The organism is Burkholderia sp. PU8-34, from assembly GCF_053427725.1.
The window spans coordinates 354,141-380,297 of sequence record NZ_JBSAXC010000004.1 but is presented as its reverse complement, the minus strand read 5'-3'; the positions used below and the strand labels follow the sequence as shown (position 1 = coordinate 380,297).

The following is a 26,157-nucleotide window of genomic DNA, read 5'->3' as shown; positions in this document are numbered from 1 at the left end:
GACTTGCCATGCGACTCGCCATCCGACACATCTCGCGTTTTCAGTTCGACGATCAGGTCACCCACGTGCTGCAGCGCCTGCGGCTGCGCCCGCAGTCGGGGCCCGGCCAGACGGTGCGGGCCTGGCAGGTCACGATCGACGGCGTCGAGCCGACGCTGTCCTACGCGGACGGCCTCGGCAACCGCATCGACCTCGTGCGGCACGAGCGCGGCGCGCGGTCGGATACGAAGGCGGAGATCGTGATCGTCGCGGCAGGCGTCGTCGAGACGCAGGACCGCGCGGGCATTCTCGGCCAGACCGAAGGCTATGCGCCGCCGTGGATCTTCGAGCGCGAGACCGCGCTCACGAAAGCGGGCGACACGGTGCGCGCGCTCGCCGACGCACTGCCGATCGAGCAGCGCAGCCTCGACGCGCTGCACTGGCTGATGACCGAGGTGCATGGGCGCATCGCGTATGCGCCGAACGCGCCGGACGCGCCCGTCGACGCGGAAACGGCGCTCATCAGCGGCGAGGGCACGAGCCGCGATCACGCACACGCGTTCATCGCGGCCGCGCGGGTGCTGAAGTTCCCGGCGCGCTACATCTCCGGCTACGTGCTGGCCGACAGCGCGATGCAGCGGATTGCCGATGCGAAACAGCAGCCGGGCGGCGCGCAAGAGGAAGCGGTTGCGCTGCAGAGCGGCGACGGGATGCAGCAGGCGCTCGGTGCATCGCACACGTCGAACGCGTCCCAATCGCAGGGCATGCCGCAGCCGGCGCTCGGCGCGCAGCAGCAGGCCGCCGCGCTGATGCAGCCGCCCGCCGGCCACGCATGGGCCGAAGCGTACGTCGACGGGCTCGGCTGGGTCGGCTTCGATCCGTTCATGAACCGCTGCCCGGACGAACGCTACGTGCGCATCGCGGTCGGCCTCGACTCCCACGACGCGCAACCGGTGACAGGCCCCGGCACCAAGGCGCTCGGCGTCGAAATCAGCGTCGTGCAGTCGCCGGAGCTGGTGTGACGCGTATCGACAGCGGGGCCGTGCTCGCCGCAATGCCGGTGCGCCTCCGATGTCGACCGACCCCGGCCGAACCCGCCGTGCCCGTAGTGCCTGCTGTGCCCGCCGTGCCCGCTGTACCACGTGGCCGCGCCCGAACCGGCGCGGCACGCCGGCCCGACCCAACCTGAACCGAGCGGCTTAGCCATGCCCATTCACGTCGCGCTGCATCACACCACCCGTTACCGTTACGACCGGCTCGTCAATCTCGGCCCGCAGGTCGTGCGGCTGCGTCCCGCGCCGCATTGCCGGACGCCGATCGTCGCTTACTCGATGACCGTCTGGCCCGCGCAGCACTTCATCAACTGGCAGCAGGATCCGTTCGCGAACTATCTCGCGCGGCTCGTGTTTCCGGAGCGCACGCGTCACTTCGAGATCACGGTCGACCTGGTCGCCGAGATGTCGGTCTACAACCCGTTCGACTTCTTCCTCGAGAGCAGCGCCGAGCAGTACCCGTTCCAGTACGACGACGCGTTGCTGACCGAGCTGGCGCCGTATCTCGTGTGCGATCCGCAGACGAGCGCGTCGCCCGCGTTCCGCGCGTATCTCGACGGGATCGACCGCACGTCCGCCGGCACCGTGAACTTCCTCGTCGCGCTGAACCAGCAGGTGCAGCGCGACGTCGGCTATCTCGTGCGGATGGAGCCGGGCGTGCAGACGCCCGAGGAGACGCTCGAACGCGCGTCCGGCTCGTGCCGCGACAGCGGCTGGCTGCTCGTGCAGCTGTGCCGGCATCTGGGCATCGCGGCGCGTTTCGTGTCGGGCTACCTGATCCAGCTCACGCCGGACGTGAAAGCGCTCGACGGCCCGAGCGGCACGGCGGTCGACTTCACCGACCTGCACGCGTGGTGCGAGGTCTACCTGCCGGGCGCGGGCTGGATCGGCTTCGACCCGACGTCGGGCCTGCTCGCCGGCGAGGGGCACATTCCGCTTGCGTGCACGCCGCAGCCGACCAGCGCGGCGCCGGTCGAGGGGCTGATCGACGAATGCGAGGTCGAGTTCGAGCACGTGATGACGGTCACGCGCGTGTACGAGTCGCCGCGCGTGACGAAACCGTATTCCGACGCGCAATGGGGCGCGGTGCGCGCGCTCGGCGCGCAGGTCGACGGCGAGCTGACGGCCGGCGACGTGCGGCTCACGCAGGGCGGCGAGCCGACCTTCGTGTCGATCGACGACCGCGACGGCGCGGAGTGGAACACCGACGCGCTCGGCCCGACCAAGCGCGGCTATGCGACCGAACTCGTGCAGCGGCTGCGCGCGGAATACGGCGAAGGCGGCTTCCTGCATTTCGGGCAGGGCAAGTGGTATCCGGGCGAACAGCTGCCGCGCTGGGCGCTGTCGATCTTCTGGCGCGCGGACGGCCAGCCGGTCTGGCGCGATCCGTCGCTGTTCGCGGACGAACGCGAGCCGGCGGCGCTGACGACCGGCGATGCGAAATGCTTCATCGACGCGCTGGCCGCGCGCCTGAACCTGAGCGGCGAATTCATCCGGCCCGGTTACGAAGACGTCTGGTACTACCTGTGGCGCGAGCGCCGGCTGCCGGTCAACGTCGATCCGTTCGACTCGCGGCTCGACGACGAACTGGAGCGCGCGCGGCTGCGCAAGGTGTTCGACCAGAAGCTCGACAGCGTGGTCGGCTACGTGCTGCCGCTCAAGCGCACGGACGAGGTACCGGGCCTCGACGGCCCGCGCTGGCAGACGGGCCCGTGGTTCTTCCGCGACGAGCGCATGTACCTCATGCCCGGCGATTCGCCGATGGGCTATCGGCTGCCGCTCGACTCGCTGCCGTGGGCCAGCCGCGGCGACTATCCGTACCTGATCGAGCGCGATCCGTTCGCGCCGCGCGAACCGCTGCCGGACGCGGACGCGTTCCGCGCGCGCTACGTCGCGGCAGCCGATGCGCCGGGCTATCTGGCCGGCGTGCACCGCGAGGCGTCCGCGCAGACGGTGATGCAATGGCGCGAGGAGGGCATGACGGGCGGCACGGCGGGCGGGACGGCGGTGGGCGGGCCTCGTGTCGAAACGGATGCGACGCGTCGTCCCGAACGCTTCGAATCGGCAGCATGGATCACGCGCACCGCGCTGTGCGTCGAAGTGCGCAACGGCATCCTGTACGTGTTCATGCCGCCGCTCGCCGCGCTCGAGGACTATCTCGACCTGCTGAACGCGATCGAGATGACCGCAGGCGAGCTCGGCGTGAAGCTGGTGCTCGAAGGCTACCCGCCGCCGCGCGACGCGCGCCTGAAGCTGCTGCAGGTGACGCCGGACCCGGGCGTGATCGAGGTCAACATCCATCCGGCGCACAGTTTCGACGAGCTGGTCGGGCACACCGAATTCCTGTACGACGCGGCGTGGCAGTCGCGGCTCTCCAGCGAGAAGTTCATGGTCGACGGCCGCCACGTCGGCACGGGCGGCGGCAACCACTTCGTGCTCGGCGGCGCGACGCCGGCCGACAGCCCGTTCCTGCGGCGCCCGGACCTGCTTGCGAGCCTGATCGCTTACTGGCACAACCATCCGTCGCTGTCCTACCTGTTCTCGGGGCTCTTCATCGGCCCGACGAGCCAGGCGCCGCGCGTCGACGAGGCGCGCAACGACCAGGTCTACGAACTCGACATCGCGTTCGCGGAGATCCAGCGCAACAAGCTGCTCTTCGGGCAGGACATGCCGCCGTGGCTCGTCGACCGCGTGCTGCGCAACCTGCTGATCGACGTGACCGGCAACACGCACCGCAGCGAGTTCTGCATCGACAAGCTGTATTCGCCCGATTCGCCGACCGGCCGGCTCGGGCTGCTCGAACTGCGCGCGTTCGAGATGCCGCCGCACGCGCGGATGAGCGTCGTCCAGCAATTGCTGCTGCGCGCGCTGATCGCGCGCTTCTGGGCGGCGCCGTACACGACGCCGCTCACGCGCTGGGGCACCGCGCTGCATGACCGCTTCATGCTGCCGGCGTTCCTGAAGATGGATTTCGACGACGTGCTGACCGAGCTGCGCGACGCCGGCTTCGATTTCGATCCGGCGTGGTTCGCGCCGCATTTCGAGTTCCGCTTCCCGCTGTTCGGGCAGATCGCGGTGAACGGGATGCAACTCACGCTGCGCGGCGCGCTGGAGCCGTGGCACGTGATGGGCGAGGAGGGCGCGGCCGGCCGCACGGTGCGCTACGTCGATTCGTCGGTCGAACGGCTCGAGGTGCGGGTGACCGGCCTGAACGACAATCGCTACGTCGTGACCGTCAACGGCCGCGCGCTGCCGCTGCAGCCGACCGGCACCGCCGGCGAGTACGTCGCGGGCGTGCGCTACAAGGCGTGGTCGCCGCCGTCCGCGCTGCATCCGACGATCGGCGTGCATGCGCCGCTGACGTTCGACATCGTCGATACATGGATGCAGCGCTCGCTCGGTGGCTGCCGGTATCACGTCGCGCACCCGGGCGGCCGCAACTACGCGACGTTCCCGGTCAACGCGTACGAGGCCGAGAGCCGGCGGCTCGCGCGGTTTGTCGCGATGGGCCATACGGCGGGCCGGATGGATGTCACTGCTGCCGTGCCGAGCCGCGAGTTTCCTTTCACGCTGGATCTGCGGCGGCCCTGAGCGCGGCGGGATCGACGAGGAGGATGACAATGCAGGGGCGGCAACGACGCGAACGCGGGCTGGCTGAACGCGGCACGGTCGATCGTGCCCGGCGGCGATGCAGCCCGGCCGATTGCGGCGCGGTCGATCGCAGCGCGGTCGATCGCAGCGCGGCCGATCGCAGCCCGGCCGATCGCGGCTCGACCTGTCGCGTCCCGACCTGTCCCGGCCCGACCTGTCCCGGCCCGACCGGAATGTTAGGATGCCGGCTGTTTGCGGCCGTGCGCAGCGCACCGGAAGGGCGGCGCGCACGCGCGACCGCCTGCTGATTCATGACGGACCGACACCGTGCCGCCCATCCACCCCGACGATCTCGCCGCTGCCGACGCGATGCATACGCTCTTCGATACCGGATCGCAGCCGGACGCCGCCGAGCTGGCCGCCGCGCTCGCCGCGCCGGCGGCCGCCGGCCGCTACGACGAACTGCGCGGCAGCGCGGCCGGCCTGCAGGCGCCCGCGCTCGCGCCCGCGTGGCGCGACTTCTTCACGGCGATCGGCAGCGACGGCGTCGCCGATCTCGACCGCCGCGCGGACGCGCTGCAGCGGCGCATGCGCGAGAACGGCCTGTTCTACCAGTTGCACGAGCAGCGCGCGGGCGACGGCGCGACAGGCCCGTGGTCGCTGGACCTGCTGCCGCTGATCGTCACGCCGCAGGACTGGGCCGCGATCGAGCGCGGCGTGCTGCAGCGCACGCGCCTGCTGAACACGATGATGGCGGACCTGTACGGGCCGCAGACGATCCTGCAGCGCGGGCTCTTGCCGCCCGCGCTCGTCACCGGGCATCCGGGCTATCTGCGCGCGATGCGCGGCGCGCGGGTGCCGGGCGATACGTGGCTGCACGTCGTCGCGTTCGACCTCGCGCGCGGGCCCGACGGCCAGTGGCGGATGATCGCGCATCATACGCAGGGCCCGTCCGGGCTCGGCTACCTGCTGGAAAATCGCCTGATCGTGTCGCGGCTCTTTCCGCGCGGCTTCCGCGGGCTGCGCGTGCAGCGGCTCGCGGCGAGCTACCGCGCGCTGCTGCAGAGCATGCAGGCGCTGAGCCCGGCGCGGAAGAACTCGCGGATCGTGCTGCTGACGCCGGGGCCGCACAGCGCGACGTATTTCGAGCATGCGTATCTCGCGCGCTACCTCGGCTTGACGCTGGTGGAAGGCGGCGACCTGACCGCGCGCGACAACCATGTGTTCCTGAAGACGCTGCGCGGGCTCGAGCCCGTGCACGGGATCCTGCGGCGCGTCGACGACGCGTGGCTCGATCCGCTCGAATTGCGGCCCGATTCGCTGCTCGGCGTGCCGGGGCTGCTGCAGGCCGTGCGCGCGGGCAACGTGCTGCTCGCGAATGCGCCGGGTTCGGGCTTCCTCGAATCGCCGGGCCTGCTCGGCTTCCTGCCGCGTCTCGCGGAAAGCCTGCTCGGCGAAACGCTGACGCTGCCGGCCGTGCATTCGTGGTGGTGCGGCGAGGCGGCCGCGTGCAACGACGCGCTGCCGCAGCTCGCGCGCTGCATCGTGAAGCCAGCTTTCCCGCCGGACGTGCAGGCGGGCGGCGGCTTCGAGCCGGTGATCGGCGCGCGGCTCACGCACGCGCAGCTCGCCGAATGGCGCGCGCGGATCCTTGCGCAGCCCGCGCATTACACGGTGCAGGCCGACCTGCCGCTGTCGCAGGCGCCGACGTGGCCGGGCCGGGGCGAGCCGAACGGGAACGGGGACGGCTACGTTCAGCGCTACGGCAACGGCGGCGCGCGAATCGTGCCGAAGCCGTTGCTGCTGCGCGTGTTTGCGCTCGCCGACGGCGAAGCGCGCTGGCGCGTGCTGCCGGGCGGGCTGTCGCGGGTCGGCACGCGCGACGCGCTGTTCAACGCACCGATGCCGCGCGGCGGCAGCACCGTCGATACCTGGGTGATGACGGAAGGCTTCGTCGATCAGACGACGCTGCTGCAGACCCACCTTGGCCCGGACGACCTGACCGCGCGCCCGCGCGCGATTGCGAGCCGCGCGGCGGAGAACCTGTTCTGGCTCGGCCGCTACACCGAGCGCGCGACCAACCTGATGCGGCTCGCGCGCGCGGCGCTCGAGCGGCTGCGCGGCGAGGACGATGCGGACAGTCCCGCGCATCTGGAGCTGCTCGACACGCTATGCCGCGACACGGGATTGATCGCGGCCGATACGCCGAGCGCGGTCGATGCGCCGCGCGCGTTCCAGCATGCGCTTGCCGCATCGCTGACGCGTGGTGCGGATCGCGCGTCGGGCATCGCGTCGTGCCTGTTCGGGATGCGCGGCGCGGCGGCCGCGATCCGCGAGCGTCTGTCGAGCGAGCAATGGCGGCTGATCGACGACGCGACGCAGCTGTTTGCCGACAGTGCCGGCCATCCCGAAGCGGAGGAACAGCTCGGCAACGAAGCGCTGCAGCTGCTCGAACGGCTCGGGCTGCTGCTTGGCGCGATCACCGGCGCGCAGACCGACAACATGACGCGCGACGACGGCTGGCGGCTGCTGTCGATCGGCCGGCAGATCGACCGGCTGGATTTTCTGTGCACTGTGCTTCGGTTCGCGTTCGAGGAGGGCGCGGTGCGCAAGCAGGACGGCTTCGAACTCGTGCTCGAGCTGTTCGACAGCGCGATCACGTTCCGCTCGCGATACCAGCGCGGCTTCGACGTCGCGCCGCTGCTGGCGCTCGTCGTGCTCGATACGGACAATCCGCGCTCGCTCGCGTGGGTCGTGCAGGCGATGCGCGGACGTCTGACCAAGGTCGAGCGCAGCGAGGGCTATGCGTTGTCCGAACTGGCCGACGCGATTCCCGATGTGCCCGGCTGGTCGCTGCACGAACTGTGCGAAACCGGCGATGACGGCCGCCACGCATTGTTGCTCGACCGGCTGCAGACGACCGCGAAGTCCGTATGGGATCTGTCGAACCGGATCGGAGAACGCTATTTCAGCCACGTGCGCGAGGCGGGCAGGACGCTATGGTGACGACGAAGTCCGCGGCGAAGACGCCGCCGGCCGCCGGCGCGCAGCGCATGAAGGATGCGCCGAGCGCGTCGAACGCGTCGAACGCGCCGAACGCGCCGAACGCGCCGAACGCGCCGAACGCGCCGAACGCGCCGAACGCGCCGAATGCGTCGAATGCGTCGAATGCGTCGAATGCGTCGAATGCGTCGAATACGCCGAATGTACCGAATGTACCGAATGTGCCGAAAACGCCGAATAAGGCCGCAGCGAACAGGCCGGCCCCAGCGACCGCCGCTGCCGGCGGCCGGCTGTTGCGCGTCACGCATGACACCGAATACCGCTACGCGGCGCGGGTCGAATCCGCGCAGCATCAAGCACGCCTGACGCCGCTTGCGACGCCGCGCCAGCAAGTGCTGTCGTTCGCGCTCGAGATCGCGCCCGCGCCGAATAAAGTCAGCACGGAGACCGACGCGTTCGGCAACGCGCGCGCATCGTTCGCGCTGAACCAGCCGCACGACGCGCTGTTCGTGCGCAGCCGGAGCGTCGTGCGCGTGACGCCGCCCGTGTGGTCGGCCGGCGTGCGCGGCGAGCCGCCGCCCGCGATCGCGCAGCCGGATGCCGAGCACGCGAGCGCGTGGGAAGCGGTGCGCGAGCGCTTCCGTTTTCATGCGGGGCAGCCGTACGACGCGGCGAGCGAATTCGTGTTCGCGTCGCCGCATGTCGCGTGTGCGCCGGAACTGGCCGCGTATGCGGCGGCCAGCTTCACGCCCGGCCGGCCGCTCGTGCAAGCCGCGTGGGAGCTGATGCGGCGGATCCACGCGGATTTCGCGTATACGCCGAACAGCACCGACATCACGACCACGGCGCTCGATGCGCTGGCGTTGCGCAAGGGGGTCTGCCAGGACTTCGCGCACGTGATGATCGGCGCGCTGCGCTCGCTCGGGCTGGCGGCGCGCTACGTGAGCGGCTACCTGCTGACGCAGCCGCCGCCGGGGCAGCCGCGCCTGATCGGCGCGGACGCGTCGCATGCGTGGGTCGAGGTGTACGACCCGGCGTGGCCGGAAGACGGCGGCTGGCTGCAGCTCGACCCGACCAACGACCGCGCGCCGGGCGACGACTACGTGATGTTGTCGATCGGGCGCGACTATGCGGATGTCACGCCGCTGCGCGGCGTGATTCGCGGCGGGGGCGCCGATCAGGAGCTGAAGGTCGGGGTGACGGTGGAGCCGCTGGAGGAGGCGGGCGGCGCGTGACGGGGTGATCGCGCTTGTCCGCTTCGCCGATCGAGGCGGGTTCCGCGTACCGACCGTGACCAACGCTATGCCGACGAGAGATGCCGCCGGCCAGTCAAGAACCGCCAATATTGCAGCTTTTTCGTGAGCGGAATGCCAGAATATTGGCACTTTGTACGGATGCCGAGCGCCTTCCGTTACGCATCGAGTGCCGGGGTACACCGTGTCCTGACGGTAAGTGCCCCCGGAACTGTCAGCGTATGTCGATTACGGGCGTTGGCCGGCTCTACGCCGCGAACTGATCCGTCGCCGCGATCAGCGCTTTCAGAATTCCCGGCTCGTTGTACGCATGCCCCGCGTCCGGCACGATCTCGAGCGTCGCGTTCGGCCAGGCCTTCGACAAGTCCCACGCGGTGCGCGCGGGCGTCGCGACGTCGTAGCGGCCCTGGACGATCACGCCGGGGATGCCGGCGAGCCGATGCGCGTCGCGCAGCAGCTGGCCTTCGTCGACGAAGCCTTCATTGACGAAATAGTGGTTTTCGATCCGCGCAAATGCGAGCGCGAAATGTCCGTCGCCGAAGTGTTCCGCGAGCGCCGCGTCGGGCAGCAGCGTGATCGTGCGGCCTTCCCACCGGCTCCACGCGCGCGCGGCTTCGAGCTTCGCGGCTTCGTCGTCGCCCGTCAGGCGGCGATGGTACGCGGCCATCAGGTCGCCGCGCTCGTGCTCCGGAATCGGCGCGAGGAATTCGTCCCACAGATCGGGAAACAGCCACGACGCGCCTTCCTGGTAGTACCACAGCAGTTCCGCGCGGCGCAGCGTGAAGATGCCGCGCACGATCAGCGCGCTCACGCGTTCCGGGTGGGTTTCCGCATAGGCGATCGCGAGTGCGCTGCCCCACGAGCCGCCGAACACGAGCCACTGTTCTGCGCCGACCATCTCGCGCAGCCGCTCGATGTCGGCGACGAGATCCCACGTCGTGTTGTTGTCGAGGCTCGCGTACGGCGTCGAGCGGCCGCAGCCGCGCTGGTCGAACAGCAGGATGTCGTAGCGCTCGGGGTCGAACAGGCGGCGATGCTCGGGGCTGCAGCCGCCGCCCGGACCGCCGTGCAGGAACACGGCCGGCTTGCCGGCGGGGTTGCCGCAGCGCTCCCAGTACACCTGGTGGCCGTCGGCGGTGTCGAGATAGCCGTGCGCGTAGGGTTCGATCGGTGGGTACATGACGTTTCCCGGATTGACAGGTCGACAGGGTTCCGGCCGGGCGCGTCGCACGCGGTCCACACGCGAAGCGGGATCGCGCGGTTGCCGGCGCGATGGCGCCGGGCCGCGCCCGGCCGGATGCAAGTCGTCATTATGCCGCCTGAATCGGGGCGATACGTGCCGGCCGCTGCTTGCGGAAATTCGCGACCCGGATTCGCAGCGGATTTTTTGGCCATTTCATTTCGATATTTTTTTGTGGAGACTAATGGCGGCATTCGGCACGCCACTCGGAAACATCAATCAATAACCGGCCATTCGCCATTCCGACGGAAACGAGTCCATGAAACATCGCGTGATGCAGCTTACGGGGTTGCGCGCCGTCGCGGTGGCGATGGTGGTCGTCGGGCATGCCGAGCACGTGGTTCCCGGCGGCTACACGGGCTGGCTCGCGCCGCTGCGCCTGATTGCAGACGGCCGGCTCGGCGTGCTGATCTTCTTCGTCCTCAGCGGCTTCCTGATTACCAACGTGCTGCAAGCCGAACTGAAGCGCACGGGCGACATTGCGCTGACGCCGTTCTATGTCCGGCGCGCGTTGCGGATCTGGCCGGCATGCTACGTGTATCTCGCGTCGGTCGCGATCGTGGCCGCGGCAGGGTGGATCGACGTCGACCGTCGCCAGTGGCTGTATGCGGCGCTGCATGTGTGGAATTACTCCGCATGGTTCGGGCTGACGCCCGACAATGCGCTGCATGCCGACGGCGCGTGGTATCTCGGCCATTTCTGGTCTCTGGCGCTCGAAGAGCAGTTCTACTGGTTCTGGCCGCTGCTGTTCCTTTATCCCGTCCGCCGCTTCGGCACGCGCTGGCTCGCGGCCCTGATCCTGATCGTGCCGCTGGTGCGGGCCGGCACCTATTTCGTTGCGCCGGACCTGCGCGGCCAGCTCGGCATGATGTTCCATACGGGCATCGATCCGATCCTGATCGGCTGCTTCGCCGCGCTCAACCAGCAGCGGCTGGACGCGTGGATCCGGTCGTGGCCCGGCGAGTCCCGCATCGTGACGGCGATCATCGGCGTGGTGCTGTTCGTGATGCCGGTGGCCGAGTCGACACTCGGCGGGCTCTGGAATGCGACTTACGGCGTCACGCTCGAAGCCGCGCTGATCGGCATCGTGATTGTCGTGCTGAATTTCCGCAGCGATTTCTGGTGTGCGCGATTGCTGCGAATGAAACCGCTGGTATTTATCGGAACGATTTCATTCAGCCTTTATCTGTGGCAACAGCCGTTTGCCAATCCGCACCTGCCGATCGAGCATGATTTTCCGCTCGGCATTCTGTGGGCGCTGGCGGCGGCGACGGCCAGCTACTTCTTCATCGAGAAGCCATTCCTGCGGCTCAAGGATCGCTACGCAGCGCGCATCGAGCGGTCGTCGCCGAACGACGCGCGGCGGATGCCGGCGGCGTCCGAGTGCATCGGGGTGAAAGTGGCCGAGTAGGGTGAGGCTGGCTGCCGATCGCAATTGACGTGACGCACGCGAGCCCCGCAACGATAAGGCTCGCATCCGGCCGCAACCGACTATTCGTGGTGGCGATCGTAGCGGCTACCCCGTAACCGGAACCTCACGTGCTGAAGACGCACGCGCCGGTTCGCCGGCATTCCTTCATGCGTCGGGATCGGGGACCTTCGGCCCTTCCCGGTCCCACTCGGAGCGCGCGGGCTTCACGCGTCCGTTTCCCGACGCGGAAAGCCGCGGAACCAGCCACTGTCGCACGCTGCGATTCAACGGCTCCGCATAGCGTCGCGCGATCGCCGCGCTCAACCCGGCGGAAAGCAGCAGATAGCCGGCCAGCAGCGCCAGCTTCTCGTCTCCCGCCACCTCCGGCCGAGGAAAGATTGTCCGCAACAGACCGAGCACGATGAGGTGGAACAGATAGAGCTCGTAGCTCAGTCTGCCGAACCATTCGAACACGGCCGACACGCGCGCGCGCCGAAATGGCGGCTCGTCCGGGCGGTCATGCGCGGCCAGCAGCAGGACCGCCGTTCCGAGGGCCATCGCCGTGACGCCGAGCACATTGCTGTCCGCGATCGGCCGATACAGATAGACGAACGTCATCGCGGCGACCGCAAGCAAGGGCAGCATGGTTCGCGTGCGGTCGCGCCACGCGATCCGCTTGGCGAGCAACGCCGTGCAGCACCCGATCGCAATTGCATCGAAGCACGCGAAGTACGCGTAGAGGAATCCGCCTTCGTCGCCTTGATGGCCGAACCGGTAAATGGGGCCGACGACAATGAGCGCGGACCAGAACACCAGCAGCCGCGACTCCCGCCGTAGCGCGAGGCAAAGCAACGGGAACGACAGGTAGAAAACCTCCTCGACCGACAGGGACCACAGCACGCCCAACGGATAGTTGATCCACCCGTGCGCGCCGATGAGTACATTCATCCAGAAGGTGACGGAGGCCAGATTCACCAGCCAGAAGGACACGGGCGTGCCGGCCGGCGCGTGGTTCTGGAAGATCGCGACACCGGCCGTCGCGAGCGCATTGACGGCAACCAGCAGCAGGAGCAGGCACGGGGCGATGCGCGCGATACGCAGGCCGTAGAACGCCCGGGCGTCGACGTTGCCGAGCCCGGACCAGCGCCGGTCGGCGTGCATGGTGATCAGGTAGCCCGAGATCACGAAGAACATCGTCACCCCGTAGTTGCCGTTTCGCGCGACGGCGCGCACGGCTTCCCATCCGAACGCGCGTGCGAGCGACGTGTCGTCCAGCCGGTACGCGATATTGAAGTGGTGAAACAGCACGAGGAGGATCGAGATTCCCCGGATCAGGTCGTTCCTCCGGTTGCGGATGGCGGCGCGCGTCATGCGACGGCCGTCGCCCAGTTCACGAATGCCGTTCCGGCCTCGCGCAAGACGGCCTCGCGCGCATCCATGCTGACGCCCGGCGCATCGTAGTACGCGGCGACGAGCAATGGCGCGCGGCCAGGCGGGCGCACGAGTGCGTAGTCGTTGGTGGCGCGTTGCACGCTCGTTCCGGGCCGGTCTGCTGCCTGCCAGCCGGCGGGCAATACGGCGCGCAGGCGCTTGAGTCCGGGCTTGCAGTCGATCATCCCGCGTTCCAGCCGCTCGCGAGACGCGGCGCTCAGCACGTTGCCCAGCAGGGTGTTGCGGGCGATCGTCGCGATGGCTCGCGGGGTTGTCGTGTCGAGCACGCCGTCATCATCGTTCGAGTCGGGTTCGTAACGATCCGAGCGGGTAACGGTATCGCCAAGTTCGCGCACGAACCGGGTCAATCCGGCAGGGCCGCCGGCGCTTCTCATCAACAGAATGGCGGCTCCGTTGTCGCTGTATTCCAGCATCGCATCGCAGAGCGCCTCCACCGACATCGCCCCTCGCGCGACATTGGCCTTGGTCACGGGTGACGTGAAGGTGAGGTCTTTCTCCGTATAGCGCACGAGGCGGTCGAGCCGCTCGTCGCCGTCGTCGACGCGCGCGAGCACCTGCGCCGCGAGTATCCCCTTGAACGTGCTGCACATCAGGAAGCGTTCGTCGGCGCGATGGCTGAGCGTACGCCCTGAACCCGTATCGACGGCGAATACGCCGAGGCGGCCGCCGTGCCGGCGTTCGATGTCGGCAAGTGGGGATTCGGCCGCGCGCAGCGCGGGCGCAACGCCCATGCCGACGAGCAAGGGCAGTCCGATGATCAGGTTTCGACGCGTGATCGAGTGAGTCACAGAAGGGTCCTCGGGTTCTGGTTATGGTGCTGGTTATGGTGCTGGTACGGATACGGGACGACGGAGCCGTCCGGACTCATGCCACCTTGCCGGTCAGCAGGGCGCGGCGGAGGTGGGTCGCGTCGCGAGTCGGGAATGCGGCCGGATCGGCGTCCAGCAACACCACCGTGACGTTCTTCTCGACGGAGCGCAGCCGCATGATCAGGCAGCGTCCGGCCGCGCTGCTGAAGCCGGTCTTCGACAGCGCGATGTCCCAGCCTTGCTGGCCGACGAGCGGATTGGTGTTCCGGTACTCGACCGGCCGGCCGTTGATCCGGACGATGCTGCTGGCGTCGGTGGTGGCCCGCGCGATCGCCGGATAGCGCGCCGCCGCGTTCACCATCACCGCGACATCGCTGGCCGTCGACGTGTTGCGCGGCGACAGGCCGGTCGGGTCATCGAGCGTCGTGCGCGTCAGGCCAAGCGCGGCAATCTTCGTGCGCACGGCGAGCCGGAACGCAGGCAGGCCGCCGGGATAGTGGTGTGCGAGTGCGGATGCGGCGCTGTTGTTGGACGACATCAGCGCAAGCTGCAACACCTCGCGAAGCGGCAAGCTCGCGCCGGCGGGCAATCCGGTTCGGCCGGGCTGCAACGCTTCGGCGTCGGCCTGATCGATACGGATGGTCCGGTTCATGTCAGGCTGCGAGTCGAGCACGACCATCGCCGTCATCAGCTTGGTCAACGACGCGATCGGCACGACGTCGTCGGGACGCTTCTGGAACAGGACCGTTCCGGAGTTGTCGTCGACCACCACGACATGGTTCGATTCGATCCGCCCGACGCGCGTCCGAAGGTCTTCGTCCGGCGCGACACCGGCTTCCCGATGCGGTACGGTTGCAATGACGGCCGGCGTGGCGGTGTCGAACGGCCCGGGCATGGAGCGGAACACTTGAGCCGCCACGCACAGCGCGACCAGGCCGGGTGCGATGGCCGGCACGTGCAGCGTCCGGTTCAGCGGCCGCCGGGCAGGTTGGCACAGCCGTTTGATCCGATCCAGCAAGTCGCCGCCCTTCGCCCATTGCGCAACGGGCGCGCACGCCGCGCCGGCCGACTGAAGATCGCTCAGGCGCTCGAGCGCAAGGGCAAGACGCCGGGGATCGTCGATGGCCTTTGCGGCCAGGTGATCGGCGATGTGCTCGCGCTCGATGCGCATGCGCCGCGACAGCCACCACACTGCCGGGTGATAGAACAGCAAAGCCTCGATCACGCGCTGCAGCAGGTTGATCAGGTAATCGGCGCGCTTGATGTGCGCGACTTCGTGTGCGAGCAACGCTTCAAGCAGATCCGGCGGCATCCCGGTCAGCAACGCAGCCGGAACCAGCACCAGCGGCCGCCACCAGCCGACCGTCAGCGGGCTGGAGAGGCCCGCTGTGACGCGCAGCGTGACCTTGCGGGCGATACCGCAACGCGTGGCCAGCCGGGATACGCAGTCCTGCCATCCGGCGTCCGCCCGTTCGGAGCCCGCGCGGCTGATCCGGCGCACCCACAGCAGGCCGGCCGCGAGCCGGCACGACATGACGGTCACGCCCAGCAGCCATGCGGCAACCAGCCACGGCATCAGGTGCAGTACCGCGGAAGGGGCGGGCTGGCCCGCCATCGGGATATCGACGACGACAGGCATGCCGAATGAATCGGACGCCTGCGCCGCCACGTCGAGGGTCCGATAGACGTCGAGCGACGGGACGCCGGCGCATGAGAGAAGCGACAGGCAGAGCAGCACGTAGCGACTCTGCGGACTGGCATCGCGCAACAACCTGAGCGACAGCGCCGTTGCGATGCCGATCAATGCGCCTTTCCAGACGAAATGCAGGAGCGCCCATCCGATGACCTGAACGAGAACCCCGGAAAGGGCACTCACCGATCGTCTCCGTGCAGCAGCTTGCTGATCTCGGCGCGTTCTTCCTTCGTGACGTGCCCGCGCAATGCGGCCAGCACGAGCGCCTTGCCCGATCCGGAAAACGCCTTGTTGATCAGTTCCTTCAACAGGCTGGTTTGCAACGCCTTCTGGCTTTGCGCCGGTGCGTAGACATGCGAGCGTTCGCTCTCGTCACGCGTCAGGAGTCCTTTCGAATGCATGATCTGCATCTGGCGCAAGACGACGGCATAGGTGACATCCGGACGCTCGGCCTGCATGGCCTGATGAACCTGTTTGACGGTGGCGGGCCCGAGCGGCCACAGAACACGCAGGAGATCGAGTTCGGCCGCGGTTGGTTTGGTCGGAGGAGCGGTTTTGGCCATCACGGAACCTCAATGGGGAAGCGATGAGATGTAGAATAAATTTTCTAGAACAAGATGTCTACATCGGGCTTGTTGGCGAGGTGGCCTGTCGCGAGTGCGTTGATGTCGTTATCGGCCGGATGACGGACGTCCGGGTTCCACGAGCGCTGTGGCTTCGCGTCGTCACTACCCGATGGGCGGGCTGGCCGGTTCCTGCGTATCATCTGATGATTCGCGGTGAGCGGGCGGCGCTGAGGCTTTTTGGTTGTCGCTCGGCTCCCTTGGCCGCGTTGCGGCTCCAATGACCTGGTTAACCGACTTGATTGGGGAGACACGTTTCATGCTGAAAAACTGGCGACAATTCCTGCCGAAGATCGGGCAAAGCATGAAGGACATCAAGGAACTGAGTCCTTTGACGATCGACGGCTATCGGATGCTGCATCAGGCGGGCGCCGAAACCGGCAACCTCGATGCGAAAACGCGCGAGCTGATTGCGCTGGCCGTTGCGGTCACGACCCGCTGCGATAGCTGCATTGCGAATCACGTGAAGAAGGCGATCGAGCTTGGCGTGTCGAAAGCCGAGCTGACGGAGGCCCTCGGCGTTGCAGTGGCGATGAACGCCGGGGCGGCGCTCGCGTATTCCGGACGCGTGATGGACGCGTACAACGGGCTGTCGGAAGGTGAGTGACGCGGTGGCGTTCGGTTCGCTGGATCGGGAGGTCATGCCGTAAGGCGCGCAACTGCTCCCAGGAACAGGGCGGTGTGCGTTGCACCGGCAACCGGCTGGGATCCAGCAGCACATTCATGACTACAACCACGAACGTATCCGGCTGAAACCAAAAGGGCTGAGTCCTGTGCAGTACAGAACTCAGCCCTTGTTGGCCCGCCATTCTTGAACCGTCCAACTTCCGGGGTTCAGTTCATGCGGGCCTTTTCATCTTCATTCAGACAGGTGCCCGGACGCTCACCGCGTCAGTTCGCTGAACCCGTTCAGCAACCGCTCGACATCGGCCGCTTCGATCGCGCCCATCGTCGAGATCCGGAACAGTTCCTTCGACAGCCCGCCTTGCCCTGCGTAGATCACGAAGCCGCGCGCCTTCAGCCCGTCGTGCAGCGTTTCGTACGAGACGCCCTGCGGCAGCCGGTACGCGCGCAGCACGACCGACGACGTGCCTTCCGGCAGCACGAGCGGCATCCCGAGCGCGGCGAGGCCGGCTTGCGCCTGGTCGGCGAGTGCCTTGTAGCGCGCGTGGCGCGCGCGCCAGCCGCCGGCTTCGTCGAATTCGCGCAGCGCCTCGACGAGCGCGTAGTAAGCATGCACCGACGGCGTGAACGGCGTGTTGCGCTGGTCCTGCAGTCTGGCGAGGCGGCCGAGGTCGAGGTAGTACGTGCGGCTCGCGGCCTTCGCGAGCGCGCTGCGGCGCACGATCACGAACGCCGCGCCCGGCACGCCGTGCAGGCATTTGTTCGCGGTCGCGGCCACCGCATCGATGTCGCCGCCGGCGAAATCGATCGCTTCCGCGCCGAAGCTGCTGACGCCGTCGACGAGCAGCTTCACGCCGCGCGCGCGGCACACGTCGGCAATCGCGCCGAGATCGTTCAGGCGGCCGGTCGTCGTTTCGTGATGAATCACCGCGACGTGCGAGAAGCCGCCCGCATCGAGCCGCGCGGCGATCAGCGCGAGATCGGGCGCAGCCATCCACTCGTGCTTCAGCACATCATGGGCAATCCCGTACTGCGTCGCGATCTGCGTGATCCGCTCGCCGTAGACGCCGTTCTCGATCACGAGCAGCTTGCCGTCCTGCGGCACGAGCGCCGCGATCATGCTTTCGACCGCGGCGGTGCCCGAGCCCGTCATCAGCACGGCAGTCCATTCGGCCGGATCGAGCTCGTACGCGGCGACAAGCCGCGCGCGGGCTTCGTCCTGCAGATCGAAGAACTCGCTTTCGCGATGGCACAGGTCGGGTTGCAGCAGGCTCTGGCGCACGCGTTCGGTCAGCGTTACCGGGCCGGGGTTCAGCAGCAGCATCAATGGGCTCCTTCAGCTTCAGTCGGTGCGGCGCCGATGTGCCGCATCAGGCGGTTCTTGACCTCGACCGGCGTCACGGTCGGGCGCGGCAGGCCGTCGGGCACGCCGGTGCGGATCGCGAGCCGCACGAACTGCGCGCCGTTCGCGCGGGCTGCGGCCAGCGCCGAGTCGAGCACGTCGAGCGTGTCGCCTTCGGCCGCCGACGCATAGCCGCACGCGGCCGCGACGCCGGCGAACGACACGTGCTGCGACACGGTCGCCTGGCCGCCGGTCGATTCGTGCGCGCCGTTGTCGAGCAGCACGTGCGTGAGGTTCGCGGGGCCGTAGGTGCCAAGCGTCGCGAACGCGCCCATCCGCATCAGTGCGGCGCCGTCGCCGTCGACTGCGACCACGTGGAGATCGGGCCGCGCCAGTGCGAGACCGAGCGCGAGCGGCGTCACGCAGCCCATCGAGCCGACCATGTACAGCTGGTTCGGGCGGTCGTCGAGCGCGTACAGTTCGCGGCCGCAGAAGCCGGTCGACGCGAGCACGACGGTCGAATCGACCGGCGTGTGCGCGATCACGCGCTGCAGCACGTCTTGACGGGTCGGCCATGCATCGGGCGATTCGGCGCGCGACGACGATTGCGCGGCGACGTGCGCGCGCGGCTTCGCTGCCGGGTTGGCCTTCAGCTCGTACGGCGCGACGCTGCCTTTCTGCATCACGAGTGCGTACGGGCGGCCGGTCGCATCCATGTGCGCGAGCGCGCGGTCGAGCGCCGGGCCGACCTGCTCGGGATCGGTCGGGAAGGTCTCCCACGGGATTTCCATCGTGTCGAGCATCGCGGGCGTGATCGGCCCCATCAGCGCGTGCTGCGGCTCGTCGGGCACGCCCGGCTGGCCGCGCCACGTGACGATCAGCAGCTGCGGCAGGCGGAATGTCCATGTCAGCGACGTGAGCGGGCTCACCGCGTTGCCGAGCCCCGAGTTCTGCATCATCGCGATCCCGCGCTTGCCGCCGAGCGTCGCGCCTGCGATCAGCGCGACCGCGTCGCCTTCGTTCGCGGCCGACAGATAGTGCAGCGTCGGATCCTGCAGCACGTAGTTGATGAACGGCGTCAGGTACGAGCAGGGCACGCCCGCATACCAGTCGAAGCCGCGTGCGCGGGCGGCCTCGACGAACTGGGCCGCTTCGATCATTGCGCGCCTCCGGTGCCGGCGTTCTGCTCGGACAGCGGCGTCTGCCCGTGCGCGAAATCGCCTGCGCGGCGGAAGTCTTCCAGATCGTTGACGCCGCGCCAGTGGCCGTGCACATACTGCACCTCGATCTTCTCGCCGGCGGCGATCAGTTCGTTGAGCAGTGCAGGGATGTCGAGCGTGTCGAAATCGTCGCGTGCCTGCAGCGTCGCGAGCATCGCCTTCAGGCGCGCGACGCCGCCGCCGCGCACGTTCAGCAGGCCGATCCAGCGGCCGTGCGGCGCGCCGTCGGTGGCATCGCTCGACACGCGCTGCAGATGAGTCTTCTGGCCGAACAGGCCGCGGTCGTCGGCGGCCGAGCAGAACGCGAAATCGCGCACGCTCTGGTTCGACGGCTGCGTCTGCGACGAATCGACGACGACGCTGAATTCCGCCTCGCTTTCCGCGAGATCCCGCAGGATGTAGCTGCGGAACAGCAGGTCGCCGTACGAGATCACGGTGTCACCGGTCAGGCGCTCGGCCGCGCACGCGAGCGACGCGAGTTCGCCCGTGGCCGCATGGCGCTCGTTGACGACGAGCTTGATGCCCGACGTGTCGATCGCGTCCGCGCGATAGCCGCCGACCACGGTGATGTCGTTCACGCCGTGCTTCTTGAAGCCGTCGACGAGCCAGCGCAAGAGCGGCTTGCCGGCGACCGGCAGCATCACCTTGGGTTTGTCCTCGGTGACGGCCTCGAGCCCCTTGCCGCGGCTCGCCGCGAGCACGATCGCGGCGTTCGACGCGCGCGACGACGACGACAGGTAGATCCGCTCGGCCGCCGAATATTCGTCGGCGTCCTGCAGGCGAAAGATCTCGTTGACCGACGCGACGCGATCCTCGACGTTGATCAGCGTCTCGCTGTCGTGGATCTCGCGCGCGACCGCCTGCATCGCGGATGCCGACGCGCGGATCAGGTGGTTCGCCCAGATCACGGTGCTGATGCCGGCCTGGCGGAACACGTCGGTCGGCGTGCTGTAGTACTTGGTCGGCACGATCACGAGCGGCGCCTTGCCGCTCCATTCGCGCGCGAATTGCAGGATCTCGTCCGGGCGCGACAGCTTGCTGTGGATCAGGATCGCGTCCGCGCCGGCTTCCGCGTACGCGTTCGCGCGGCGCAATGCCTCGTCCATTCCCCAGCCGGCGATCAGCGCCTCGACGCGCGCGACGATCGAGAAGTCGGGGTCGCTTTGCGAATCCTTGCCGGCCTTGATCTTGCCGCAGAACTCGTCGATCTCCGCGAGCGGCTGGCGCTCGCCGTCGATGAAGCTGTTCGTTTTCGGGAACTGCTTGTCCTCGATGCACACGCCGGCGATGCCGCGCTGCTCGAGCTTCTTCACGAGGCGGCGCACGTTGTTGAAGTTGCCGTAGCCCGTGTCGCCGTCGAGCAGGATCGGCAGGTCGCTCGCGTCGGCCATGAACTCGAGCACGTCGACCACCTGGGTCCAGCTCGCCTCGTTGTTGTCGCGCACGCCGAACTGCGCGGAGATCGCGAGGCCCGACGCCCAGATCCCCTTGAAGCCGGCCTCGCGGACGATCCGCGCGGACAGCCCGTTGTGCGCTTCCATCAGGAATTCGAGGTCGCTGCTGACGAGCATGCGGCGCAGGCGGGCGCTGCGCGATTCGGTGAAGTTGGGTTCGCGTGCGTTCATCGTGCGGCTCCCACGGTCGTGCGCTGAATCAGCGGGAGGACGTCCTGCGCGGCGCGCGCGACGTCGTTCGGGAAGTCGATCTCGATCCACGGCGCGCCGGTCACGTCGGCAACGTCGAACTTATGGCCGCCTTCGAGCAGCAGGTCGCGCACCGCTTCTTCGTGCGGCATGTTCGCGCGGCCGCTGTCGACGTAGCCCGCGACGATCGTCGCGAGGCGGCGCGCGGTGCCTTCGGTGAAGCGGAAGAAGCCGACCGATTCGCCGATCGTGTCGTAGTCGAGGTCGACCGCGAGCTGCTTGCGCAGTTCGACCGGCACGCCGTCCTTCAGGCACAGCTTGACGGGCTCGTCGCCGGCCTCGAAATCGCGGTCGATCAGCAGCCGGTCGACCGGTTCGCCGGGGTTGGCCACCAGCGCATGCAGGATGCTGTCGTCGTACAGCACATCGGCGTCCATCAGCAGCACGTCGCCGCCGCGCGTCATCGCGTCGGCGACCGTATGCACGGTCAGCACGCTGCCGAGATCGTAGCGCTCGTTCAGCACGATCTCCGCGCGGCGGCCGAGGCGCTTCAGCTCTTCCTCGACCTTGTCGGCCTCGAAGCCCAGCGCCAGCACGATCTCGTCGACGCCCGCGGCGTCGAGCACGCGAAAGTGGCGCTCGAGCAGGGAGGTGTCGTCGAAGCGCAGCAGACACTTCGGGAATTGCGCTTCGGGAGGCTGTTGCAGGCGCAAGCCGAGGCCTGCCGCAAGAATGATGGCTCGCATGTGTTCTCCAACCAATAGTCAGACGGACCGGTTCGTGACCGGTCAGTCGGCGAGGGGCTGCGGCGTACGGCGCCGCTGCCAGTTTCTTTCACTGAAATGCAGGTAGAGCAGGCCGGGGAGGCCGAGCGCCAGTTCGCGCGCGCGCTTTGCGAGCGAAAGCGCGAGCGCCGCGTCGGGCGGCAGGCCGACGAGCGGCGCGAGCAGCAGGTAGCCGCCTTCCTGCGCGCCGAGCGAACCCGGGATCGCGAAGGCGGCGCCGCGGATCGCCTGGCCGACGCTTTCGAGCAGCAGCGCGTCGAGCCAGCTCACCGGGTGGCCGAGGAAGTGCAGCGCAAGCCACACTTCCGCGGTGCCGACGATCCAGCCCACGAGGCTCAGCGCGAAGGTCGCCGCGACCTTGCCGCGGTCGCGGTACAGCGCGCCGACCGCGTCGTCGATCGCGTCCGCGCGCGTCGCGAGCGACGACCAGTCACGCGGGCCGAGCAGCTTCGATACAAGGCGCAGGCCGCGGCCGAACAGCCCGCGCCGCTGCGCCGCGTAGAACAGCGCGGCGAGGGCGCCGAGCACGCCGGTGGCGATCAGCGCGGGCGTGCGCAGGTGCGCGACCGAATCGTGCGTGGCGTACACGCTGAACGCGGTGATGCCGATCAGCGCGAACGCCATCTGCGCGAGCGCCTGCATCGTCGTGCTGACGGTGATCGCCGCGGCGGCGTCGGCCATCCGCGTGCCGCGCTGGGCGAGGTGGCGCACCATCAGCACCGGCCCGCCGATCTGCCCGGCCGGCAGCAGGCTGTTCACCGATTCGCCGACCCAGCGCGCGCGCAGCGCATTGCCGAGCTCGGCGCCGGGCTGGCCACGGCGGAACATCACGGAGATGGCCGCCGCGTCGATCACGAGCGGCACGACGTGGAACGCCGCGACTAGCGCAAGCCCCCAGCCGGCCGCGAGGAACGTCGCCGCGACCGCGCCCACTCCTTGCCATGCAAGAAGTGCAACGAACAGAGCCGTCCCGAGGGACAGCAGGATCATGCCGGCGCGTGTCATGACGCCTTCGTGCGTCGCGTCGCCAGCTGCTTGAACACCTGGCGGAAACCGAAGTACGCGATCGCGTCCTTCATGTTCGAGATGAAGCGCTTCCACGGCCGCATGCCCGGGTCGGTCACGTACTCGAACGTGAGCGACACGCGCATCTCGTCCTGGCCGAGCGGCGTCACGCGGTGGCGCAGCTTGTCGCCGTCGAACAGCACGATGCCGCCGTCGGCGATCTGCACCGTGCCCGGTTCGTCGGGCACGTCGGGGTTGCGCGTGTGCAGCTCGTAGTCGAGGCGGCAGGACGAATCGTCGATCACGCCGATCAGCAGCGTGTAGCGGCGGCCGTCGTAGTAGGACGTGTCGTAGTGCCAGCCGATGTGGTCGCCGGGCTTCGTGTAGTAATACAGCGCGTATGCGTGCGGATCGTCTTCCGGCGACAGCAGCAGCGTGTCGCCGGTGAGCTTCTCGAGGAAGCCGATCAGTGCCTTCGAGCGGTACAGCTCGGCGATGTACGGCGCCTTCGCGTCGATCGTGTGGCGGCTCACGCTGCCGCCCTGCTTGTGGCCGGGCAGGTAATTGCGGTTGATGTCGGCCAGCAGCGCGCGCGCGGCGTCCGCGAGCTTCGCGTGCGCGTCGGGCGGCAGGAACGTGTCGAGGTACAGGAACGACCCCTGGCGCGCGTAGTCGTCGCGCAGGCGGCCGACGTCGAGCTGGCCGACGCGGTCGGCCACGGTGCGGTCGGGACTGGCCGCCGCCGCTGCGTGCCGGGGCGCGGGGCGTGCCGGGTTCAGCACGGCGTCGTCGTGTGTGCTGGGCGTCATTTGGTTGCGTGGATTTCGGTTGGGTTCTGCGGCAGGCTGCCGCGCTTCACGATGCGCCACCAGTCGATCACGACCCAGGCGGCGAACAGCGGCGCGCCGATCGACGCCGCGAGCAGGAACGGCTCGACGCCGTCCGCGAGGGTCACGAGCGGCAGCAGGTAGAGCACGTCCTCGGTTTCGAAACCGCCGACGAACGCCTGCTTCGTGCCGGCCTTGCCGGCGAACGACTCGATGCGCATCCGCAGGTAGAAGATCAGCGCGACCGCCGAGCCGGCAAGCGCGCCGAGCAGCACCGGCGGCGCGGCCATCTGGCCGCCCTGCGCGACGATGCCGACACCCATGCTGACGAACAGCGCGATCGTGACGACCGCGTCCGCCGCGAGGTCGTAGAAATGGCCGATCTTGCTGGATTTGCCGCTGATGCGCGCAAGTTCGCCGTCGGTGTGGTCGACGAAGTTCGACAGCACGATCAGCAATGCGCCCGCGTTGCTCCAGCCGAAGCCGCCGTGCGCGAGGCACCAGGCGCCGGCGAGGCCGATCAGCAGACGGACGGTGGTGAGGTGATTCGGGGTGACGGGCGTGTCGACGAGCGGCCGGACGAGCGAGCGCGCAAGCCGAGCATCCCAGGTGCGCGGCAGGGGTGGTTCGGAACGTGCGGCGGTTTTTCTTTGGTCCATCGGCGAAATATATACGGAATTGTAAGTTGTTGCTTTTTTTCGCTCAATCTCCTGACATCTTTGGGTGTTATGACGGGTTGTTTGACCGCGTTCGGCGGCCCGCCGGGCGGGGCGGAGCGACAGATAAGCCCAAGCAGGGCGCGCCACAATCCAGTTTCGTACCCGCAGGGCACTTGTGCAAGGCGCGCGCGGCGGCACGACCGATTCCGCGCCGCCTGTCACAGAATGGTCATTCGATATTTGGCAAATTCAGGAAGGGTCTTTTGCATCCGGCGGACATTTCACCGCTGCGGCCTCTGCGATACTCGAGCCGTGCCTGTGGTGCCGGCCGCCGATCGCGGCCCCAGGGTTTCACGCCGCTCAGGAGACACCCCCCGCGGCGTCAATGACAGACCAAAAAGCGTTCGATCATCTGCCATGTCTTCATCACGCATTCTTGCTCCCGCCCTGCGTTCGCTCGTCCGCACCGCCGACGAAGCGGCCGCGCTGATCCGCCCCGACATGACCGTCGCCATGAGCGGCTTCACCGGCTCGGGTTACCCGAAAGCGGTGCCGGCCGCACTCGCCAAGCACATCGAGGCGGCCCACGCGCGGGGCGAAGATTTCCGCATCAACGTGCTGACGGGCGCGTCCACCGCGCCTGAGCTCGACGGCGCGCTCGCCCGCACGGACGGCATCTCGATGCGCCTGCCGTACCAGTCCGACCCGACGCTGCGCGACAAGATCAACGCCGGCGAGGTCGAATACCAGGACATCCACCTGAGCCACGTCGCGCAGTACGCGTGGTTCGGGCTGTTCGGCGAGCTCGACGTCGCGATCGTCGAAGTCGCGGGCATCCGCGAGGACGGGCTGCTGATTCCGTCCGCGTCGGTCGGCAACAACAAGACGTGGCTCGACCAGGCGAAGTACGTGATCCTCGAAGTCAATTCGCGCCAGCCGCTCGGCCTCGACGGGATGCACGACATCTATTACGGCACCGCGCTGCCGCCGCACCGCAAGCCGATTCCGCTGACGAAGAGCGACGATCGCATCGGCGAGCCGTACCTGCGTTGCCCGGCCGAGAAGATCGTCGCGATCGTCGAGACCGACGCGCCGGACCGCAGCAATGCGTTCTCCGCGCCGGACGACACGTCGAAGCAGATCGCGCACCAGCTGATCGATTTCCTGCGCCACGAGGTGAAGCGCGGCCGCCTGCCGGAAAAGCTGCTGCCGCTGCAGTCGGGCGTCGGCAACATCACGAACGCGGTGCTCGCCGAGCTGAGCTCGGCCGGGTTCTCGAACCTGACCGCGTACACCGAGGTGATCCAGGACGGCATGCTCGACCTGCTCGCGGACGGCACGCTGAGCTTCGCGTCGGCCACCGCGCTGTCGCTGAGCCCCGATGCCGTCAAGCGCTTCGCGGATGAAATCGCGATGTTCCGCGAGAAGATCCTGCTGCGTCCGCAGGAGATCAGCAACCATCCGGAGCTCGTGCGCCGTCTCGGCTGCATCGCGATGAACGGGATGATCGAGGCCGACATCTACGGCAACGTGAACTCGACGCACGTGATGGGCACGAAGATCCAGAACGGCATCGGCGGCTCGGGCGACTTCGCGCGCAACGGCTACCTGTCGTGCTTCATGTCGGCGAGCACCGCGAAGGGCGGCGCGATCTCGCGGATCGTGCCGATGGCGAGCCACGTCGACCATACCGAGCACGACGTCGCGGTGGTCGTCACCGAGCAGGGCCTCGCGGACCTGCGCGGCCTGTCGCCGAAGCAGCGCGCGCGCAAGATCATCTCGACCTGCGCGCACCCGGATTTCCGGCCGATGCTCGAGGATTACTTCGAGCGCGCGTGCCGCGAAAGCTTCGGCAAGCAGACGCCGCACCTGCTCGGCGAGGCGCTGTCGTGGCACGAGCGCTTCGTGCGGACGGGGTCGATGAAGGGCTGACGCCCACGGTCCCG

20 protein-coding genes and 1 pseudogene are annotated in these 26,157 nt (G+C 68.3%); 8 read left to right on the top strand and 13 right to left on the bottom strand.

From position 1 onward, the window contains the following. Positions 1-8: 8 nt before the first annotated feature. The 3 genes from ACV22Z_RS13090 (at position 9) to ACV22Z_RS13080 (ending at position 7,628) form a co-directional block, all read left to right on the top strand. Positions 9-1,001: a transglutaminase family protein gene (locus ACV22Z_RS13090; RefSeq protein WP_448076711.1), complete on the top strand. Its 993-nt coding sequence runs from the start codon at positions 9-11 to the stop codon at positions 999-1,001. Between the two features lie 183 nt (positions 1,002-1,184). After that, the gene (locus tag ACV22Z_RS13085) at positions 1,185-4,622 is read left to right on the top strand and encodes a transglutaminase family protein (protein WP_448076710.1); all 3,438 of its coding nucleotides are present in this window, start codon (positions 1,185-1,187) and stop codon (positions 4,620-4,622) included. Positions 4,623-4,991: 369 nt separating this feature from the next. Next, positions 4,992-7,628 carry a circularly permuted type 2 ATP-grasp protein gene (locus ACV22Z_RS13080; protein ID WP_448076891.1) on the top strand — a complete coding sequence of 879 codons (2,637 nt, stop codon included), beginning with the start codon at positions 4,992-4,994 and terminating at the stop codon, positions 7,626-7,628. On the opposite strand, the gene ACV22Z_RS13075 is transcribed toward ACV22Z_RS13080, so the two are convergent. Next, the gene (locus tag ACV22Z_RS13075) at positions 7,591-7,929 is read right to left on the bottom strand and encodes a hypothetical protein (RefSeq protein ID WP_448076899.1); all 339 of its coding nucleotides are present in this window, start codon (positions 7,927-7,929) and stop codon (positions 7,591-7,593) included. The two genes, ACV22Z_RS13080 and ACV22Z_RS13075, sit on opposite strands and share 38 nt — an antisense overlap. Here ACV22Z_RS13075 and ACV22Z_RS13070 point away from each other — a divergent pair. Further along, complete coding sequence (locus ACV22Z_RS13070; RefSeq protein ID WP_448076890.1) at positions 7,847-8,860, top strand: transglutaminase family protein; 1,014 nt, start codon at positions 7,847-7,849, stop codon at positions 8,858-8,860. The genes ACV22Z_RS13075 and ACV22Z_RS13070 overlap by 83 nt on opposite strands. 265 nt (positions 8,861-9,125) lie before the next feature. On the opposite strand, the gene pip is transcribed toward ACV22Z_RS13070, so the two are convergent. Continuing rightward, on the bottom strand, positions 9,126-10,058 hold the full coding sequence (pip, locus tag ACV22Z_RS13065; RefSeq protein WP_448076709.1) for a prolyl aminopeptidase: 933 nt from the start codon (positions 10,056-10,058) through the stop codon (positions 9,126-9,128). 319 nt (positions 10,059-10,377) lie between these two features. Here pip and ACV22Z_RS13060 point away from each other — a divergent pair, with 319 nt between their 5' ends. Next, positions 10,378-11,529 carry an acyltransferase family protein gene (locus ACV22Z_RS13060; RefSeq protein WP_448076708.1) on the top strand — a complete coding sequence of 384 codons (1,152 nt, stop codon included), beginning with the start codon at positions 10,378-10,380 and terminating at the stop codon, positions 11,527-11,529. Positions 11,530-11,694: 165 nt separating this feature from the next. On the opposite strand, the gene ACV22Z_RS13055 is transcribed toward ACV22Z_RS13060, so the two are convergent. From ACV22Z_RS13055 to ACV22Z_RS13040, 4 genes are all read right to left on the bottom strand, one after another. Then, entirely contained in the window at positions 11,695-12,900 is a 1,206-nt protein-coding gene (locus ACV22Z_RS13055) for an acyltransferase family protein (RefSeq protein ID WP_448076707.1), read from the bottom strand. After that, positions 12,897-13,724 carry a class A beta-lactamase gene (gene bla / locus ACV22Z_RS13050; RefSeq protein ID WP_448076706.1) on the bottom strand — a complete coding sequence of 276 codons (828 nt, stop codon included), beginning with the start codon at positions 13,722-13,724 and terminating at the stop codon, positions 12,897-12,899. Before bla ends, ACV22Z_RS13055 begins: the two co-directional genes overlap by 4 nt. Positions 13,725-13,845: 121 nt before the next feature. After that, positions 13,846-15,666, bottom strand: coding sequence for a M56 family metallopeptidase (locus tag ACV22Z_RS13045; RefSeq protein ID WP_448076705.1), 1,821 nt, complete (start codon positions 15,664-15,666; stop codon positions 13,846-13,848). Further along, on the bottom strand, positions 15,663-16,046 hold the full coding sequence (locus ACV22Z_RS13040) for a BlaI/MecI/CopY family transcriptional regulator (protein ID WP_448076704.1): 384 nt from the start codon (positions 16,044-16,046) through the stop codon (positions 15,663-15,665). The genes ACV22Z_RS13045 and ACV22Z_RS13040 overlap by 4 nt, the downstream gene beginning before the upstream one ends. Before the next feature lie 322 nt (positions 16,047-16,368). Here ACV22Z_RS13040 and ACV22Z_RS13035 point away from each other — a divergent pair, with 322 nt between their 5' ends. Both ACV22Z_RS13035 and ACV22Z_RS13030 read left to right on the top strand, forming a co-directional pair. Next, positions 16,369-16,713 (top strand): carboxymuconolactone decarboxylase family protein, encoded by a 345-nt coding sequence (locus tag ACV22Z_RS13035; protein ID WP_448076889.1) that lies wholly within the window; start codon positions 16,369-16,371, stop codon positions 16,711-16,713. Positions 16,714-16,810: 97 nt separating this feature from the next. Next, positions 16,811-16,921 (top strand): annotated as a pseudogene (locus ACV22Z_RS13030) (IS3 family transposase); the annotation flags it as partial. A 68-nt stretch (positions 16,922-16,989) separates the two neighbouring features. On the opposite strand, the gene ACV22Z_RS13025 reads toward ACV22Z_RS13030, so the two are convergent. The 7 genes from ACV22Z_RS13025 to ACV22Z_RS12995 are packed head-to-tail and all read right to left on the bottom strand — an operon-like array spanning position 16,990 to position 24,211. After that, on the bottom strand, positions 16,990-18,054 hold the full coding sequence (locus ACV22Z_RS13025; protein ID WP_448076703.1) for a 2-aminoethylphosphonate aminotransferase: 1,065 nt from the start codon (positions 18,052-18,054) through the stop codon (positions 16,990-16,992). Then, entirely contained in the window at positions 18,054-19,232 is a 1,179-nt protein-coding gene (gene aepY / locus ACV22Z_RS13020; RefSeq protein ID WP_448076702.1) for a phosphonopyruvate decarboxylase, read from the bottom strand. Before aepY ends, ACV22Z_RS13025 begins: the two co-directional genes overlap by 1 nt. Next, positions 19,229-20,917: a phosphoenolpyruvate mutase gene (aepX, locus tag ACV22Z_RS13015; RefSeq protein WP_448076701.1), complete on the bottom strand. Its 1,689-nt coding sequence runs from the start codon at positions 20,915-20,917 to the stop codon at positions 19,229-19,231. Before aepX ends, aepY begins: the two co-directional genes overlap by 4 nt. Further along, positions 20,914-21,681, bottom strand: a complete 768-nt coding sequence (locus ACV22Z_RS13010) for a phosphocholine cytidylyltransferase family protein (RefSeq protein ID WP_448076700.1) — start codon at positions 21,679-21,681, stop codon at positions 20,914-20,916. The genes aepX and ACV22Z_RS13010 overlap by 4 nt, the downstream gene beginning before the upstream one ends. Before the next feature lie 42 nt (positions 21,682-21,723). Beyond that, positions 21,724-22,725, bottom strand: coding sequence for an HpnL family protein (locus ACV22Z_RS13005; protein ID WP_448076699.1), 1,002 nt, complete (start codon positions 22,723-22,725; stop codon positions 21,724-21,726). Then, positions 22,722-23,534 carry a HalD/BesD family halogenase gene (locus ACV22Z_RS13000; protein ID WP_448076698.1) on the bottom strand — a complete coding sequence of 271 codons (813 nt, stop codon included), beginning with the start codon at positions 23,532-23,534 and terminating at the stop codon, positions 22,722-22,724. The genes ACV22Z_RS13005 and ACV22Z_RS13000 overlap by 4 nt, the downstream gene beginning before the upstream one ends. Then, positions 23,531-24,211 carry a CDP-alcohol phosphatidyltransferase family protein gene (locus ACV22Z_RS12995; protein ID WP_448076697.1) on the bottom strand — a complete coding sequence of 227 codons (681 nt, stop codon included), beginning with the start codon at positions 24,209-24,211 and terminating at the stop codon, positions 23,531-23,533. The genes ACV22Z_RS13000 and ACV22Z_RS12995 overlap by 4 nt, the downstream gene beginning before the upstream one ends. 417 nt (positions 24,212-24,628) lie before the next feature. Between ACV22Z_RS12995 and ACV22Z_RS12990 the strand changes: the two genes are divergently transcribed. Next, positions 24,629-26,143 (top strand): acetyl-CoA hydrolase/transferase family protein, encoded by a 1,515-nt coding sequence (locus ACV22Z_RS12990; RefSeq protein WP_448076696.1) that lies wholly within the window; start codon positions 24,629-24,631, stop codon positions 26,141-26,143. Positions 26,144-26,157 lie beyond the last annotated feature (14 nt).

Excerpts from the sequence above, each read along its gene's own strand:
- ACV22Z_RS13090 (WP_448076711.1), top strand. The coding sequence starts at position 9 with ATGCGACTCGCCATCCGACACATCTCGCGTTTTCAGTTCGACGATCAG.
- ACV22Z_RS13085 (WP_448076710.1), top strand. The coding sequence starts at position 1,185 with ATGCCCATTCACGTCGCGCTGCATCACACCACCCGTTACCGTTACGAC.
- ACV22Z_RS13080 (WP_448076891.1), top strand. The coding sequence starts at position 4,992 with ATGCATACGCTCTTCGATACCGGATCGCAGCCGGACGCCGCCGAGCTG.
- pip (WP_448076709.1), bottom strand. The coding sequence starts at position 10,058 with ATGTACCCACCGATCGAACCCTACGCGCACGGCTATCTCGACACCGCC.
- ACV22Z_RS13060 (WP_448076708.1), top strand. The coding sequence starts at position 10,378 with ATGAAACATCGCGTGATGCAGCTTACGGGGTTGCGCGCCGTCGCGGTG.
- ACV22Z_RS13055 (WP_448076707.1), bottom strand. The coding sequence starts at position 12,900 with ATGACGCGCGCCGCCATCCGCAACCGGAGGAACGACCTGATCCGGGGA.
- ACV22Z_RS13040 (WP_448076704.1), bottom strand. The coding sequence starts at position 16,046 with ATGGCCAAAACCGCTCCTCCGACCAAACCAACCGCGGCCGAACTCGAT.
- ACV22Z_RS13025 (WP_448076703.1), bottom strand. The coding sequence starts at position 18,054 with ATGCTGCTGCTGAACCCCGGCCCGGTAACGCTGACCGAACGCGTGCGC.
- aepY (WP_448076702.1), bottom strand. The coding sequence starts at position 19,232 with ATGATCGAAGCGGCCCAGTTCGTCGAGGCCGCCCGCGCACGCGGCTTC.
- aepX (WP_448076701.1), bottom strand. The coding sequence starts at position 20,917 with ATGAACGCACGCGAACCCAACTTCACCGAATCGCGCAGCGCCCGCCTG.
- ACV22Z_RS13010 (WP_448076700.1), bottom strand. The coding sequence starts at position 21,681 with ATGCGAGCCATCATTCTTGCGGCAGGCCTCGGCTTGCGCCTGCAACAG.
- ACV22Z_RS13005 (WP_448076699.1), bottom strand. The coding sequence starts at position 22,725 with ATGACACGCGCCGGCATGATCCTGCTGTCCCTCGGGACGGCTCTGTTC.
- ACV22Z_RS13000 (WP_448076698.1), bottom strand. The coding sequence starts at position 23,534 with ATGACGCCCAGCACACACGACGACGCCGTGCTGAACCCGGCACGCCCC.
- ACV22Z_RS12995 (WP_448076697.1), bottom strand. The coding sequence starts at position 24,211 with ATGGACCAAAGAAAAACCGCCGCACGTTCCGAACCACCCCTGCCGCGC.
- ACV22Z_RS12990 (WP_448076696.1), top strand. The coding sequence starts at position 24,629 with ATGTCTTCATCACGCATTCTTGCTCCCGCCCTGCGTTCGCTCGTCCGC.